Here is a 16593-nt window from a genome sequence, read left to right as displayed (position 1 = left end):
GAGCGTAAAATTCTCTACGAAACGAACTTATCATAGTTATCCTCTGCTTGTAGATTGAAGTCTCCGTACTTACCATAATCTTGATGTCCCCTTGATAATTGGTTTACAGAGCTTCAGGGTATTTCCTGATTTGCTCTATTCTCGGCTTGGGTGTTTTGCCTTACACTCGTTTGTGGCTGTCATTCAGCAAGAATGCAGCCGTTGCGTTACCCGCGTTTGCTCAATCGACATGCCAGAGCTGTCTGCGCTTGAGCGATCGCTCTTATCGATGAAATGGATGAGAATTTCTAAACCTTGGCGATCGCTCCTGTGGTCATTTTCTCCTGCATCATCCACTCAATAGAGCGGCGGCACCCTTGGTCAAATGAGACAATGGGTTGATAACCCAGGCGCTGTTCTGCCTTGGCAAGGGGCAGTTTGTATTGCGATTGCTGCAAGATGGCCATCATTTCAGTGACGATGGGTTCTGGATTTACGAGAGTGGTGGATAAAGTTGTGGATGAAGCATGACTCTGTTTTGGAATGAGGCGTTTCATGCTTTGCTTCAAATCGTTTGACAGGAAGGCTAACGATTTCTGCACAATTTCGGACTCTCGGATGGAACGGAGAAACTCTTGCTTTTTGCTGTGGGTAAATATCGGTGGAGGTACTTGAGGAATCGTGTGAGGGTCAACACCTAATGCACGGGCAAAAGGATGGTAAAAGTCAAACCAAGTGACCTGTTCGCGATCGCCAACGAAGAACGCTTCGCCATTTACCCCTTCGGCAAACATGGCCAACCGCATGGCGTGAATTAGGTTATCAACATAGACGGTATTGCAAATTCCGCGGCCATCATGGATGAAATAGGCTGTTCCCTGGAGGAATTGATCCGCCAATTCATTGATCCAGCGCGATCGCGGTCCAAACACAATTCCAGGTCTAAAGATCACAACTTCTACAGAACCTGCTTTTTGCAGCTTTAACAATTTGCGTTCGGCATCAATTTTGGCAATGTGGGTAGGAAACCCCGGCTGATGCTGAATTGGGGGTGTTGCTTCGGTTGTGCCTGGATCCGGAGCCGAGGTGTGAACGATCATTGAACTCAAATAGATAAGGCGACGAACACCTGCATTTTGAGCAGCTCGATAAGCCGGTTCAACACTGCCACGAATTAACCCGGCACTGCCAAGAATAGAGTGGATAACGACATCACAACCACTAAACGCCTGTTCTAATGCTGCCTGGTCAAATGCATTGGCAACATAACCCTGCAAACCCATCTGAGTAAAGTATGGAAGGCTGTCTGCCTGACGGACAATCGGGCAGACCGTCATACCGTCCTCGTGCAGCATCTCGACTGCTCGACGACCCACAAAACCACTGGCCCCTACCACTCCAACTTTGACCATTTTTGTGTTCGTTCCTCTATTTCAGGATGGTGAATGACATAGTCTTTTTCCATGCGGCGAACGCTGGGCGAGAGTCACGATTGGTCATGGGCTGACCTTGTCATGGCTTTATTGGATCAGCGTTTTGATATGGTCGGCTAGGCGAAGTGAGAGTGCAATGATAGTGAGCGTTGGGTTGGAATAACCTGATGTCGGAAAAACAGAGCTTCCAGCAATAAACAAGTTTGAGAGACCATGAACTTGGCAGTTAGCATCAACCACCCCTTGCTTTGGATCGTTGTGCATTCGGGTACTCCCTAAATGGTGGTGCATCGCAGGTTTCTCAAACTTTTGTTCTGCCCAAGTGCGGGCAAATTCCAGTTTGCCGATACCGGCTTTATCCAATTCTTCAGCCCAAATTTCCTGAATACGAATGGCATTGCGACTATCTATGTCGTTGATGCGCCAGTGAATTTCGGTTTTGGGCATGCCCATGCGATCGCGTTCAGCGCTCAATGTGATGCGATTGTTGGGGTCGGGTGCTTGTTCAATTTGGTAAAAGATCTCGAACAACGAGAATCTACGTTTTTCCAAAGGAAGATAAGACCAATCTCCTCGACGAAGGGAAGGAATACTGCGAATCGCTGACCAGAAACTTGCCGTGGCTACGTAGTCGGCACCCTGCAGCAGCATACTCAAACGCTTTGTCAGATCGGGTAGAGGTTTGCCGTTTCGCAGAGCCGTTAACAGATCCCGCAGAGCCAGTGTGGCTTCCCGTTGGTGAGGAAGTGGCCGAGGAAATAACTGTGCGCCGTTGTTCAACAAGCGCTCTTGCCGCATCACCGACTCCGACAATTTAAAGCGCGCCATGATGGGTACGCCTTTGCTGGAGTAGATATCGTATAAGTTGGTTTGCTCAAATATTTTGGGACTATAAGGAATCAAGCTACAGCTCAAGATGGGGCGATCCATGAAATATCGGCCCACAACGTCATGCTGATTGCCTAATCCCGCTGCCTGTTGCCGATTGGACGCTAGCAGGAGTCGAGCATTTTCTAGCCCGCCCGTTGCCAGGATAAAGATGTTTGCTTCTAGCCAAAACTGATTGCCCTGTAAGGTTGCAATGCGTACCCGAGTGACAGAGCAGCCGCTATCGTTCGTTTCAATTTCAACGACGTTGGCATACAGTAAGGTGGTGATGTTGGAAGTTTGCCGAATTGAAGCAGGATATTCGCTTGTAAATGGGTCTCGCAATCCATACTGGCTGATGCTGCTAGTGAGGCGATCGCTCTTAAATACGAGAGGCTGTGCCCGCTGATCCTGCCAGAAGTCAGTATCGTAAGCGTAGGGGCCAATCTGACAAACAGCTTGGGCGCGCTCATAGTAAGGGTCGAGATCGGAGCGGGTAAACGGCCAACCGCTGTACGGCAGCCAGTCGCGCTGCTCAAAGTCAATTGGCTCGAGTGGCAAACATCGCCAACCATACTGCCGATAACCGCTCTGCCCTTCCCAACAGTGAGCGGTTCCTCCCAATTGCCGTCGTCGCGTTTCTCGTACGGTGGGATAGGGATCACCAATTACATTAGCGTCAGTGAGAGATTGGGTATCCTCATCGTATTCAATACCGCCACTTTCAATGATGTGGACTTGAAAATTTTGCTCCGCAAATTCACGGGCGATTGTGAGCCCGGCTGGACCACCACCCACAATGCAAACTTGTGTCTTTAAAACCTGATCTGAAGGAAGCGATCGCGCGTCAAGCATCATGAGAATCTTGGCTACCAAACGACAACTCAAACCACAACTCAGAACCAGCTCACCAGGACGTTTCCTGACTGTGTTGCAAGTTCGTCATCAATACACGCTCTTTATCTAAAGCACCCAATTCAACCGATTAGCTTGATAGAAAATTGATGTTCATTGTTTTTACTAAGGCCAATCTTTGGACAGATGAAGTTGAATACTTTGCAACCCATCTGAAACAAAATAATCTTTGCCTATAGATATTTAGATGAACCGATATTAGTGAGTCTAACTAAACAAATTGGTACCACCGAATCAGCTTCATAATAAATTCACTGGCCAAATAATTTTGTGTAAATACTCGTGCCCATCGCGGCATGGTTCCTGCAGGCTTCAATGAAGCACCGTGAAGGTATATCCGCATGATTTTAAACAGTGGGGTGGGGCAGCAACACTAATTCCGGGTTCGGCAATATAGTCCCGTAACCCAAGTGTTTAGGTGCAATGTTCTGGTGGTGGTGTGTGGAGGGGGGGGGGAGGGCGATCGCCTCTGCCAGCTCTTTCTATCGAAGCGCCAACCTACAAACTCCACTATGATAAAACTCGGACTCGGTTGGCGGAGACGAACCCAATGAAGCTCTACAAATGGCAAGGCTACAATTGTGCATACGATTGCATCACACCTCCAACAGGTGAACCCAGTGGCCCCCCTTTGTTGCTCATTCATCCCATTGGCGTTGGCTTATCCCGTTGGTTTTGGGAGCGCTTTATTAAAGCTTGGTACGAATCGGGGCAGCGGAATGTGATTTATAACCCCGACCTCCTTGGATGTGGAGATAGTGATTTGCCGCGTATTGCGTACCAACCTGACGACTGGGGGCAGCAACTCCAAAAGCTGGTGACCGAAGTGATTCAAGAACCTGTGGTACTGGTGTCGCAGGGAGCGCTGTTTCCAGTGGCGCTATCCTGTGCGAGTTTATTTCCAGATCACGTAAAGGCGATCGCCCTTTCGGGGCCTCCCGCCTGGCGTTTGATGACCAACCCCACACAGCCGCCGCAGCAAAAAGTTGTGTGGAATTTGTTCGATACACCTCTGGGTTCGGCATTTTACCAATATGCTCGGCGACGCAAGTTTCTCGAATCCTTTTCGGAACGGCAGTTATTTGGCAATCCGGTACAAATTGATGAGAATTGGCTGGATCATCTTCAGAAAGATTCAGAAAAAGCGGCGACCCGACATGCGGTTTTTGCGTTTTTGGCCGGATTTTGGCGGCAGGATTATCAGCAAGCGATTGAGTCGCTGATGTGCCCTACGCTGACTGTATTTGGCGAAAAAGCGTCTAGCGTTACCAAAGGCTACAGCGAAAGTGCCGAACAACGCCTTGCCGAGTATCTGGAACACCTGCCTCACGGAGAAGGTTGCCTGATACCAGGGCGCAATGTACTGCCTTACGAATCGACTGAGGCGTTTGTCAATGCCACCCGTTCATTTGTGAATGCATTGTCGTGATAGGCAGCGAGCCCAGCGGTTTGGGCGATCGCCCAAACCGCAAAATCCTCCAATAACCAGGGTTTTTGTGGGCCTGTTCAGGTGCCGGGAAGATGAACGAGAACTTTTGAGAATAAGTCTGAGTATGGCAGACAATCAAGGGTTCTCAGAAGCTCAAATCGTGGCACTTACATAACTTCTCTACGGCATATCCAGAAATTTACTCGATAAATATCGGTCGTATTGCACCTTGCCATAATCTAGTTTGATAATCCGGTCGGCTTGATCAAAGTATTGGTCATCATGGCTAATAACAATGACAGCTTTACCTCGTCGCTTTAATTCCTGTAGGAGTTGTGTGTAAAAAACTTGCTTGAATGCCGGATCCTGATCGGAGGCCCATTCGTCAAATACGAAAATTGATCGGTCTTCTAGATAGGCTGTGAGAAGAGCTAACCGTTTCCGCTGCCCCTGAGAGAGCGCAATGGTAGAAAAGACCCCGTTCGTAATTTTGATCTTATGATCTAGATGAAGTTGTTCTAAATAGGTTTTTGCCTGCTGATCGAGATTCTCGAAGCCCAAAAGCCGATTGAATAGATAAAAGTCTGAAAACACAACAGAGAATTGCTGGCGGTACCAGTTTCGGTTGGCATCGGTAATGGGCTGCCCATCAAACTGAATGCTACCAGTTTCGGAAGTGTATAGTCCAGTTAACAGTTTCACGAGAGTCGATTTACCGCTGCCATTCCCCCCAATAATAAATACAATTTCTCCTGGATAAATTGTCAGATCAATCGGACCCAACATAAAGTGGCTGTCTTCTCTCTCTCCTCTATAAGCATGGGAGATTTGATGGAATTGAAGCGATCGCCAACTATACATTTCTCTCGCCTGGCCACTAGGCCCATTTGAAACTCGGGTGACCTGTTCTAGTTCGCTTGTTTGAGCGGCTAGGGATAACCCTAAAGACTCAATTTTCTCCAGCGCAATGTTCGCTCGCAACAGCTCAGGCAAAGTATTTAAGATGCCTCGAATTGGCGTGAGCATAAAAATTAGAGTAAGAACATATCCAGAGAGAGTGGAACTAGAGATAGTAAACAGACGAGGTGCAATAAATAAAAGTATCCCGATCAACAGAAAAAGGGCAACGAGCCCCCAACTTCCTCCAATGGCAAATAAATCTGTGGCTGCAATGCGATAACGGCGTGACTGGGTCACTGTAGTTTGCAACTCTTCGGTGAGGAACGCCTGTCTTCGCTGATGATGAAGCTTCAGTTCTTTAATCCCTTCGGTGGCTGTTCGAAAATGTTGGAATAGCTCATCTTGTTCATCGCGAGCCATCCTCAAAGAAAGTCTGCCCTGGTAAACCAAATATTGATTGCTAAAGATCCCAATGGGCAGCAGGATGATGGTTAAGCCAAATAACGGTAAAGATAACCAGCTCAAATACACCAAACATCCCAATAGCAAGGATGCAAAAACACAGATCATCGAAATTGGCAGAGAAGCATTCGCAATGACCTCAAGATCCTGGGTTAGGGCCGCAAGAAGTCGAGGAATGCCAATTTCTTCGATATGCCGGAGTGGACACGCCAGGATACGAGATGTTAAACGCAGCCTCAAATTAAAAATGATGGTTTCGGCAGCGCGACTGATACACATTTGGGATGCTGCCGTTGAAACAAGCATCAAGAGACAAAGTCCCAAAAAGCGAAAAACTAACTTTTCGGAAGATGGGCTTGTTTCCAGGAGAGCAACGTTAATAAGAGCAATGAGTCCGGCACTGCTGGCCCCACTGATTAATCCTGTGAACGTCGCAAAAAGAACGTTGACTCCAGCAGTACTCAGCAACAACCGAATAAGGTTCATGAGTGGATTTAGTTTGCACGGGGTTCTAATAGAGATTGAGTGATGTCATCTAAAATTTGATGAGCCGCCTGAATGCTGCGCCCAGCAACCCAGCTTTCGCCATTCACCTGATAGATCTGTCCCGTTTGAACCGCGCTCATCTGCGACAAAATCGGGTCACGGGTGAATTCCTCAATGGTCATACTTCTAGAAGCCTGAGCAGAATGAATGAGAAAGATAACATCTCCATCCAAACTATCCAGCTCTTCGCGGGATACCATTGCCGCCCATCGTTGAGGCCGTGTTTGAGCAGGCGGACGAGCAAATCCAATATCTTGTAAGACCGAGCCAGGAAAACTGTTTAGGGTGTAAAATCCGATCCGTCCCTGTCCAGTTGTGAGAACTGAGATTTGCATGTCGGTTACACTCATGTTTTTCGCCTGAGTGAACTGTGCTCTTAACTCAGAAACGCGCTGTTGATAGTCTTCAATTAACTGGTTTGCACGGTCTGTTTTATCGAGCGCGGCGGCGAATAAGAGGAAGTTTTCTTTCCAGTCGCCAGAACGTCCGCTGCCTTCGGTTAAAACAGTGGGAGCAATGCGAGACAGCGGACGGTACAGCCGTTCTGCAGAGACTTTGGTTCCCAAAATGAGATCAGGCTGCAGTTTCAGAATGCTCTCCAGGTTGGGTTGATTGACCTCTCCGACAATTTCAATATCCTGCGTTTGCTGCCCTAAGTAGGCGGGCCATGCTCCATCGATGGGATCTCCATAGATGGTGGAACCAATGGGCTTTACGCCCAACGCAAGAACTGCATCCAGAGCCGCCGAGTCAATGACGACAACTCGTTCAGGTATTTTAGGGACCTGGGTTGTGCCCATTGCATGGTCAATGGGGCGAACGGCACTGCTAGGAGACATGGTCGATGGGGGATTATTCCGGATGGATTGAGGAATCATCCCTGTACAGCTTGCAATGAGGACCATGGTAAAGCTAAGTGTGGCCAGGGTAGCCAGCGATCGCCACCATGAATGACGGCGACCTTGCAGAAGTTGCCGCAAATATCGAATGTGGATGATCATGACTACCCCTCCCAATGAACCCTAGAAATTCGTGGTATAACGCAGGCTGAGCGTTCGGCCTTGAGCTGCATAGCGTCGAACTTCCTGGATGCCAATTCGTTCTTGAGAATCGACTGGGAAGTACTGGTCGTTCAGCAGGTTTTGAACGCCCAATTCTAACCGTCCGGCTGACCCTAGGCTGAGGCTGCTGATTAAATCGACTGTGGTGTAACCGTCTACATCAAACCGATCAACTCCATCATCAAAGGCGCGATCGCGGCTTCCCACGATCAATGCTTGCAGTCGATTACGCCATCCGGGTAGCGTTTCATTCTCAACGTACAGGCTAAAGCTTAAGGGCTGTACTTCAATCGAGCTGAGCGCGAGATAACTACCACTCCCTTGAGCATCAAATTCTCCTTCGTTCCAGGTAAGAGCACCGCCAACTTGCCATTGTTCGGCAGGTGACCAATCCGCAGTGAGCTCCACACCATAATTGCGTTGGGGGGCTCGAACGACATTGGTAAAACCAGTCGGATCCACAATCAGAGCTGAACCTAATTCAGATTCATTGAAGAAACCAGCTAGGCTTAGCTGAAGATCATCCCAACTCCCACGTACGCCTATCTCATAGTTATCTACCTTTTGAGGTTCAAGACTAAAACTGTCTTCAATGTTCGTTCCAGCAGGCAGAAAGCCTAGAACTGTACTTAACCGGGGAATTGAAAATCCCTGAGCAAAGTTTGCAAACAGCCCCACATTAGGAGTGGCTGCATAAACGACCCCTAAATTGAATACAACATCATTGGCACTGACTTGTCCTCCTGCAATTTGAGGAGGAGGGCCAGCAATGTTTGAAAATGGGGAAGCCGTGTAGTCATCAATATCAGCCGTGATATTTTCGTAGCGCAAGCCGCCACTGACAATCCAGCGATCGCTCACATCCCAATTGAGTTGTGCAAACAGCCCCAAACTGTCCAGTGAGTAAAAGGGTGTTTGAGTCGGGTTGCCAATAATTCGAGCTTCTCGGCGTTGCTCAAAAGCATCGATATCAAGGGCGTTAAACGGCGCTTCATTTTCCTCGTAATTGTAGTCTACGCCCCACAGTAAACTTAACGATTCCGCAAACGGAGTATCTAGCTGCAAGCGAGTACCAAACGCACGGGAATCTAAATTCGTTTGAAATAGCCGGGGTGCATCGGGAAACGCCCCAGGAACAAACGTGTTGCGAATATCGGCAATGGTTTGGGTGAGCCCAGTGGTACGGTAGTAAGCCTGAGCATTGAACTGCGAACCAAAGACATCCTCATGACGATAGGCGAGATTCAGGTTTTGTACCGTCTGCTGGGGGCTTTCATCAAAAATGATATTGCCAACCTCTAAAGCACGGGCTTTTTGCAGACCGGGAATTTGCAAAATAGACCCATCGGAAATGAAGTCGCTGTCAAAGGCATTATTGAAGATGTTGTAAGACAGATCTAACCGCTGCTCATCGGTAATATCAACACCAACCCGCGCCAGAAAGTTCAGCAGCCGATTATCTGTCGATAAACCATTGGGAGGAATGCGATCGCCCTCAGCATCAAAAGAAGCTCGGTCCGAATCAAACGATGCACCTACCCGAAAATCGACGTTTCCTTCTCGCCCAGAAAATCCGTACTGCAACCCATAGCCAATCCCTTCTCCTTCCAAATTCACCAGGTCAGAGATGAGGGATAGGGAAGCTTCAGACGTAAATCCTGCTTCAGTGGGACGACGTGTAATGATATTGATAATGCCGCCCGTCGCACCATTGCCATAAATTGCACTCGGCCCTCGAACGACCTCAATTCGTTCAATTGCCGATGGGTCAATTGCAAACAGCTCTGTTGAAAAACTGGTGTTTGTATTTTGGGGGATTCCGTCAATTAGAATGAGAGCCGGACGCCCGCGCAAACTTTGTGCACGAGTGCTACCTGTTGCCGTCGGCGGCCCAAACCCTGGAACAAGCGTTCCTAAAATTGAGGATAAATTATTACTGAGCAATGAGGCGTCCTCAATTTCCTCTCGCTCAATTACCGTAACAGAACGGGGAACATCCAGAATATTCTCTTCGGTGCGGGTCGCTGTAACCACCACTTGAATGGCGTCACTTTCTGTTGTGCCCACTTCCGTGCCAGGAGCAACGCTGACGACTAATCCTTGTTCAACTGCTGTGATACTCGCCGTTGGTGGAGCATCTACCCCTGTAATGGCGATTCTGACTTGATTGTCCGGCAAATTGGTGACTGAGACGAAGGCAATTCCTTCGGCAGGGCTAACGGCCTGAAACTCGTTTCCTTCTGGTAGCACCAGTGATGCATTCGAAAGATCGGCAATCAAGGCATTTCCAACGGTTGAAGTTGTTGGAGACTGAAGTGGAGCCGATGTTTCCAAAGAAATTTCCACTCCACCTTCTGTTGGTGTGAGTTGTACTCCAGTAATTTGGACAGCGGCTTGAGAAATGAGTGGATTTACTTGGGCAGTTTCAGCCGAAATGTGAGAAATCCATTCCTCAACGGTAGTCGCTGCCGTTTCAGTATCTTGGATCCGAGGAAGGTCAACGTCGGATGTTGCAAGGGGAATTTCTTCAGCCAAGCCGGGCTGAGCCATGATTGTGGCGATCGCCCCTAACCCCAAAATTCCTTTAGAAAATAGATAGTTCACACAGCCTCCTTACAGCACACCACAAACACTTGCTGAACTTTTACAAGAACAGCAAAACAACAGATAGCGGTCGTCAAAGATTTCCTTATAAATGAGAATAGCTCTCAATAGCTAGCGCATCTGTATCTTTTATCAAAAGTAAAGCCTTGTCAAGCTCATTCTTTCTGTGGCTTGTTCCTGGAGCTTTTTGAAGGATGGGAATAAGCCGGATCGCAATCAGAAATAAAATTTTCTATCGGAATATGTATCAATAACAGCTTGCAAATTTTGCGAAAGAGTGTAGATAATAGCGTTGACTAAGACGTGCGCAATTGGATGATTTTTCGTGGGTTTCATCCACGAAAAATCATTAAGGAGCAATTTGGTTTATGGTCGCTGCCCATTCTGCGGTTCCCCCAGCTGTGCGGATGGGAGGGTGGATGTCTATGAATGTCTGCCTATGGACGTGAGTTCATTTTGGTGATGTTCTAGCCATGTGGATGTTGCTGATCGAAGGACAGTAGAGCCGCTTTTTTGCTTCAAACATCCACCCATGTGAACCACAACCTCCATTTCAGTGGGCTTTTTCAATGGTTCGCAGTTCATTGGCGAGGCTGGGTCTCGTTATATTCCAGCCTGTTTGTAAGATCGGTAGCCTCAATTTCAGGAGCTGAGACAAGGCTGCTAGGTTTAGGACGCAAGATATGGGTCGTGTCGGGTCTGTATCCTTGTGGTCACAGTGCTGTTGTCAATTGCTCGTGAACCACTTCCTCAGGAATTTAGAGAAGGTTTTGAGATAACTGCATTTTGCAATGCAGTTTCTAAATTGTGCTGAGTTTTGAACGTACCCGAGGCGATTGGTCTGGGTGGAAATTTGTTTGACCTGCTTAACTTTTTAACGGGGTACACCAGAGTGATGAGTTCCAACGATAAAAATTTGGGCAATCTGGACAGTATTTCTACGCTCGTAGAGTTATTGCAGTGGCGATCGCAACATCAGCCTGACCAGGAAATTTACACTTTCTTAGAAGACGGCGAAGCCGCCTCACTTTCTGTCTCGAACCAGGCTTTGGATCGGCAAGCGAGAGCAATTGCGGCAACCCTGCAAGGCTTAAACGCCAGCGGTGCTCGCGTCTTGTTACTGTTTCCACCAGGGTTAGATTATATTGCGGCGTTGTTTGGCTGCTTGTATGGCGGTGCGATCGCAGTTCCGGCTTACCCACCACGCCCAAACCGCTCCCTGGAAAGATTGCAGGCGATCGCCAAAGATGCTCAGCCGTTGGTTGTCCTCACCACAAGTGCGATTTTGCCTAGCTTAAAGCGTCAGGCCACTGCTCTGGCAGAGTTAAACCGTTTAATCTGGATTGCCACTGATGAAATTTGTCTCCAAACGGCTGAACAGTGGCAAACACCATTCCTTGCACCCAATACCCTAGCGATTTTACAGTACACCTCTGGCTCTACCGCTGCTCCCAAAGGAGTCATGATTACGCATGCTCATGCTTTGTGTAATCTAGCGCTGATGCGCGATCGGTTTGAAATGACCTCTACCAGTCGGGGTGTGATTTGGCTGCCACCTTACCATGACATGGGGCTCGTCGGAGGGTTGCTCCAACCGCTATACGTCGGTGCGCCCGTTTGCTTAATGGCCCCAGTGATGTTTTTGCAAAAGCCCCTGCGTTGGCTCCAGGCTATATCCCATTACCGCTCTGTTGTAAGCGGCGGACCCAATTTTGCTTATGACTTGTGTCTGCAACGCATTGCCCCAGAAGATTGCTCTAACCTTGACTTAAGCTGTTGGCAGGTCGCTTTTACAGGAGCAGAGCCCATTCGGGCAGAAACCCTAGAGCGATTTGCTGCTACGTTTGCGTCCTGTGGGTTCCGCCGCGAGGCTTTTTATCCCTGCTACGGGATGGCAGAAGCAACCCTCATGATTACCGGAGGTAACAGGCGATCGCTTCCGGTGTTAAAACCTGTGCAAAAAGCGGCACTCACAGAGCATCGGGTCATTCCTGCTGATGGGGATGACACCGAGAGTCACATTCTGGTGGGATGCGGTCAGGCTGTTGCTAACCACTCAGTGATGATTGTGCATCCAGACACGCAAGCGGCATGTGGAGCCGAGCAGATTGGAGAAATTTGGGTATCTGGAGCCAGTGTTGCTCAGGGGTACTGGAATCAGCCTGAGAAGACGCAGCAAATTTTTCAAGCCCGCCTTGCACAGTTTCCAGATCAGTCATTTTTGCGAACGGGGGATCTTGGATTTCTAAGTGAAGGTGAGCTTTTTGTCACTGGACGCTTAAAGGATTTGATCATTATTCGTGGTCGCAACTACTATCCGCAGGATCTTGAACTGACGGTTGAACATAGCCACCCCGCGCTGCGGTTGGGTAGTGGTGCGGCCTTTTCGATTGATGTTTTTGGGGAAGAGCGGTTGGTGGTTGCTCAAGAAGTGGAGCGCCACGCATTACGCAATTTGCCGATTCAAGACGTAACCACAGCCATTCGTCGGGCGATCGCGGAACGGGCTGATCTGCAAGTTCACGCGATCGCGTTATTAAAAACTGGAAGTATTCCCAAAACCTCTAGCGGAAAAATTCAGCGACAGGCGTGTAAACAGGCATTTCTCACGCATGCGCTCGATCAAGTTGGATCATGGGTTGAGGCGACGCATCCACTCAACCCCGATCTGACCCACCCTCCCCTCCCCTCCAGTGACCGTACGGCGAATGAAAATTCCCCAGTCCAATCTTCTCTTTCAACTCAGTTGCAAGATCCGCCGCAAGCAAGTAACCGTTCCACCTTCCAACACACTGCCCACCCCTTCACGGCGGAAAAGATTCAAACTTGGCTAGTTGCCCAGCTCGCTCAACGGCTGCACCTCAACCCAGAGTCCGTGGATCGGCAGGCTCCTTTTTCGAGCTATGGGTTGGATTCTGTAACGGCTGTTAGTCTTTCGGGTGAACTGGAGGAATGGCTAGGACGACGGATCTCTCCAACCCTGGTTTACAGTTACCCGACGATCGCGGCACTGGCTCAATACCTTGCCAATGAGTCGGTAGAGCAACATGAGAGGACAACTCCCTCTCAAGCAAGCGTCTCGGATCTGGGATCTGCGGCAGCAATATCCAAAGAGGCGATCGCCATTGTTGGGTTAGGCTGTCGATTTCCAGGGGCTGAAAACCCAGCCGCGTTTTGGCAGGTGCTGCACCAGGGAATTGACGCCATTACCGAAGTGCCAAGCGATCGCTGGGATGTCGATACTCTCGACAGTCCTGAAACCCCGGCAGGAAAAATGAATTCCCGTTGGGGCGGTTTTTTGACTGCGATCGATCAATTTGATGCTGAGTTCTTTAGCATTTTGCCGCGAGAAGCTGAGCAAATTGATCCCCAGCAACGGTTGCTACTAGAAGTTGCCTGGGAAGCACTAGAACAGGCCGGACTGGCGGCTGAACAAGTTGCCGAAAGCCAAACAGGAGTTTTTGTTGGCATTAGCAACAGTGATTATGCCCGCCTACTGGTTAGACATACGGCTCATCAACCTGCTGGTTCTATGGGTTTAGTCAATGCTTACAGCGGTACGGGTAACGCTTTGAGCATTGCGGCAAATCGATTGTCCTATGTATTGAACTTGAAGGGGCCGAGTCTTGCCATTGATACTGCTTGCTCCTCATCTCTGGTTGCAGTTCACCTGGCCTGCCAAAGCTTATTGAATCGCGAATGTGATCTTGCGCTTGCCGGTGGCGTGAATTTGCTGTTGTCTCCTGACCTGACGATGACCTTTGCCCAGGCGCAGATGATGGCTGCCGATGGCCGCTGTAAAACCTTTGATGCCGCCGCCGATGGATATGTCAGAAGTGAGGGCTGTGGCGTTGTGGTGCTGAAGCGGCTTTCTAACGCACTGCAAGATGGTGATTCGGTGCTGGCAATCATTCGAGGGTCAGCCGTGAATCAAGATGGACGCAGCAATGGACTCACGGCACCGCACGGCCTTGCTCAGCAAGCGGTGATTGCCCAAGCGTTAAAACATGCTGATGTCGATCCAGCGCACATTCAATATGTAGAAGCGCATGGTACGGGCACGCCATTAGGCGACCCCATTGAGGTGTCGGCTTTACAGGCGGCTTTGGGCAACCGTCGTGCCGATCAACCCTGCGTCATTGGCTCGGTTAAAACCAATATTGGCCATTTAGAATCCGCCGCCGGAATTGCTGGACTGATTAAGGTGGTGTTGGCCTTGCAGCATCAAGAAATTCCGCCTCAACTTCACTGCACTCAACTGAATCCTCATCTGGCTCTGGACGATACGCCCTTTTCCATTGCGACAGCGGCTCAGCCCTGGCCCAAAACTCATATGCCGCGTTTGGCAGGGGTGAGTTCGTTTGGGTTTGGTGGAACGAATGCCCATGTCATTGTTGAGGAAGCTCCAGAGGATATTGCAGAGGCGATCGCTCCTGCAATACCCGATCGCCCCTGGCATCTTCTGGCGCTATCTGCCAGAAATGGAGCTGCTTTACGGGTTTTGGTTCAGCGCTATCACAGGTTCCTGTCAGACAGGATCTTGGCTGACTCAGCAGAGTCTTCATCGGTCTCCCTTGCGGATCTATGTTTTACGGCTAATGTAGGGCGCACTCACTTTCGCAACCGGGTGGCGATCGCTACGTCTTCCTTTGATCAACTTCAAACTCAACTGGCAGAACTTCTCAACCAGCCGACTTTGGAACAGGTGAGTGATGCTTCCTCACGTCGCAACCGTCTCCCGATTGTGTTTCTCTTTACCGGGCAGGGCTCTCAATTTGTTGGCATGGGGCGGCAGTTATACGACACACAACCCACCTTTCGATACGCCCTAGATCGCTGTGCCGAGATCTTGCGTTCGGAGATGGAACACTCTTTGCTAGAAGTTCTGTATCCAGACAAGAGTGCAACGCTGGATAGTCCGTTCTGTCTCAACGAAACGGCCTATACCCAGCCTGCTCTGTTCGCGTTGGAGTATGCGCTTGCAGAACTGTGGCGCTCTTGGGGCATTGAGCCAGATGTGGTGATGGGGCATAGTGTTGGGGAATATGTAGCCGCTTGTGTTGCAGGAATTTTTAGCTTGGAGGAAGGACTAAAGCTGATTGCGGCTCGCGCCCGACTGATGCAAGCGCTGCCAACGGGAAAAATGCTAGCGGTTCTTGCCCCTGAAAGTTTGGTTGCTGAGCGGATTGCCCCTTATCACCAGGTCGCATCCATTGCGGCTATCAATGGTGCCAAGAATGTTGTGATTTCAGGAGAAGCTGAGGCCATTGAGGCGATCGCCACCCAATTCCAGGCTGACGGCATTCAGACAAAGTTTCTGAATGTGTCTCATGCGTTTCACTCTCCATTGATGGCTCCTATGCAAACGGAGTTTCGGGCGATCGCCTCCACAGTCACGTTTCATTCTCCGCGCATTCGTCTCATCAGCAATTTAACGGGGGAGTGGGCAACAGATGCGGTGACAACGCCCGACTATTGGGTAGACCATGTGCAACAGCCTGTCAGGTTTGCGGCTGCTATGGAAACGTTGCACCGTTTAGAACCGCTGCATCATCCCGAGGCTCTCGCGTTGATAGAAGTTGGCCCCAAGCCAACCCTGTTAAGCATGGGTCGCCAATGTGTCCAGGAACATCATCCACAAGAGCGCCATGACAACTGGTTATGGTTACCGAGTTTGCGGCCTGGGCAGGAAGATTGGCCCGTGTTGCTCAACAGTGTAGGAGCACTCTATCGCGCCGGATGTGAGATTGATTGGCAAGGGTTTGACCAGAACTATGCACGCCGTCGTGTGTCGTTGCCGACCTATCCGTTTCAGCGGCAGCGATATTGGCTTCAGGAACAAACGGCATCTCCTGCACCCATTCAGGGGATGCACAGTGTTCTGCCACACCATGCTCATCCACCTCATGCTCATCTGCCCCATGCTCATCCATTATTGGGGCAATGCAAGGAGCTAGCCCATCGACCGGGCGATCGCCTCTGGGAAGCAACGTTAGATCCGCAACACCTTCCCTATTTGAATGAACATCGAATTTTGGGGACTCCGGTTTTATTTTTGGGAGGCTATGTCGAAATGATTTTAGCCGCAGCAGCAGAGGCATTTGGCACACCCTATCAACTAGTGGATCTCCAACTTCATGCTCCGCTTTTTTTAGATCCAGGCGATCGCCCCAGAGAAGACGCTGCTTCCCATCGCACCTTACAAATTGTGCTTGCAGAACAGCCTGATGGCTCTGCCAAATTTTATGCCCACAGTCGCAACAAATCGTCCACGTCGGCACCGGCAGAAACCTGGACCCTCCATGCCACAGCAACGGTTCATGCTTCCTAATTCATGCCGGATGAGTCTTGAATATTTCTCCTGCAAATGTGGGTTGGGTTGAGGGCAGAATCCTGA

The 16593-nt window shown here is 49.6% G+C and carries 7 protein-coding genes; 2 read left to right on the top strand and 5 right to left on the bottom strand.

The genetic code is table 11. The features are described from left to right. Positions 1-287: 287 nt before the first annotated feature. Together ACQ4M4_RS04795 and ACQ4M4_RS04790 are read right to left on the bottom strand one after the other, a co-directional pair. Complete coding sequence (locus ACQ4M4_RS04795; RefSeq protein WP_430683327.1) at positions 288-1391, bottom strand: NAD-dependent epimerase/dehydratase family protein; 1104 nt, start codon at positions 1389-1391, stop codon at positions 288-290. Positions 1392-1499: 108 nt separating this feature from the next. Continuing rightward, on the bottom strand, positions 1500-3137 hold the full coding sequence (locus ACQ4M4_RS04790) for a GMC oxidoreductase (RefSeq protein WP_430683326.1): 1638 nt from the start codon (positions 3135-3137) through the stop codon (positions 1500-1502). 607 nt (positions 3138-3744) lie between these two features. Between ACQ4M4_RS04790 and ACQ4M4_RS04785 the strand changes: the two genes are divergently transcribed. Beyond that, a complete protein-coding gene (locus ACQ4M4_RS04785; RefSeq protein WP_430683325.1) occupies positions 3745-4623 on the top strand; it encodes an alpha/beta fold hydrolase in 879 nt (292 codons plus the stop codon). Positions 4624-4803: 180 nt separating this feature from the next. Here the strand turns inward: ACQ4M4_RS04785 and ACQ4M4_RS04780 are convergent, their stop codons facing one another. The 3 genes from ACQ4M4_RS04780 to ACQ4M4_RS04770 are packed head-to-tail and all read right to left on the bottom strand — an operon-like array spanning position 4804 to position 10196. Continuing rightward, entirely contained in the window at positions 4804-6471 is a 1668-nt protein-coding gene (locus ACQ4M4_RS04780) for a cyclic peptide export ABC transporter (protein WP_430683324.1), read from the bottom strand. An 8-nt stretch (positions 6472-6479) separates the two neighbouring features. Beyond that, the gene (locus ACQ4M4_RS04775) at positions 6480-7532 is read right to left on the bottom strand and encodes an ABC transporter substrate-binding protein (protein ID WP_430683323.1); all 1053 of its coding nucleotides are present in this window, start codon (positions 7530-7532) and stop codon (positions 6480-6482) included. A gap of 21 nt (positions 7533-7553) precedes the next feature. After that, positions 7554-10196, bottom strand: a complete 2643-nt coding sequence (locus ACQ4M4_RS04770) for a TonB-dependent receptor domain-containing protein (protein ID WP_430683322.1) — start codon at positions 10194-10196, stop codon at positions 7554-7556. 817 nt (positions 10197-11013) lie between these two features. Between ACQ4M4_RS04770 and ACQ4M4_RS04765 the strand changes: the two genes are divergently transcribed. After that, positions 11014-16527, top strand: coding sequence for a beta-ketoacyl synthase N-terminal-like domain-containing protein (locus ACQ4M4_RS04765; protein ID WP_430683321.1), 5514 nt, complete (start codon positions 11014-11016; stop codon positions 16525-16527). Positions 16528-16593 lie beyond the last annotated feature (66 nt).

This window comes from Leptolyngbya sp. AN02str (assembly GCF_050565595.1).
Lineage (GTDB): Bacteria > Cyanobacteriota > Cyanobacteriia > Elainellales > Elainellaceae > Kaiparowitsia.
Note: the sequence above shows the minus strand (reverse complement) of the source record. Positions and strands in the feature narration are given on the sequence as shown.

Excerpts from the sequence above, each read along its gene's own strand:
- ACQ4M4_RS04785 (WP_430683325.1), top strand. The coding sequence starts at position 3,745 with ATGAAGCTCTACAAATGGCAAGGCTACAATTGTGCATACGATTGCATC.
- ACQ4M4_RS04775 (WP_430683323.1), bottom strand. The coding sequence starts at position 7,532 with ATGATCATCCACATTCGATATTTGCGGCAACTTCTGCAAGGTCGCCGT.
- ACQ4M4_RS04790 (WP_430683326.1), bottom strand. The coding sequence starts at position 3,137 with ATGATGCTTGACGCGCGATCGCTTCCTTCAGATCAGGTTTTAAAGACA.
- ACQ4M4_RS04795 (WP_430683327.1), bottom strand. The coding sequence starts at position 1,391 with ATGGTCAAAGTTGGAGTGGTAGGGGCCAGTGGTTTTGTGGGTCGTCGA.
- ACQ4M4_RS04780 (WP_430683324.1), bottom strand. The coding sequence starts at position 6,471 with ATGAACCTTATTCGGTTGTTGCTGAGTACTGCTGGAGTCAACGTTCTT.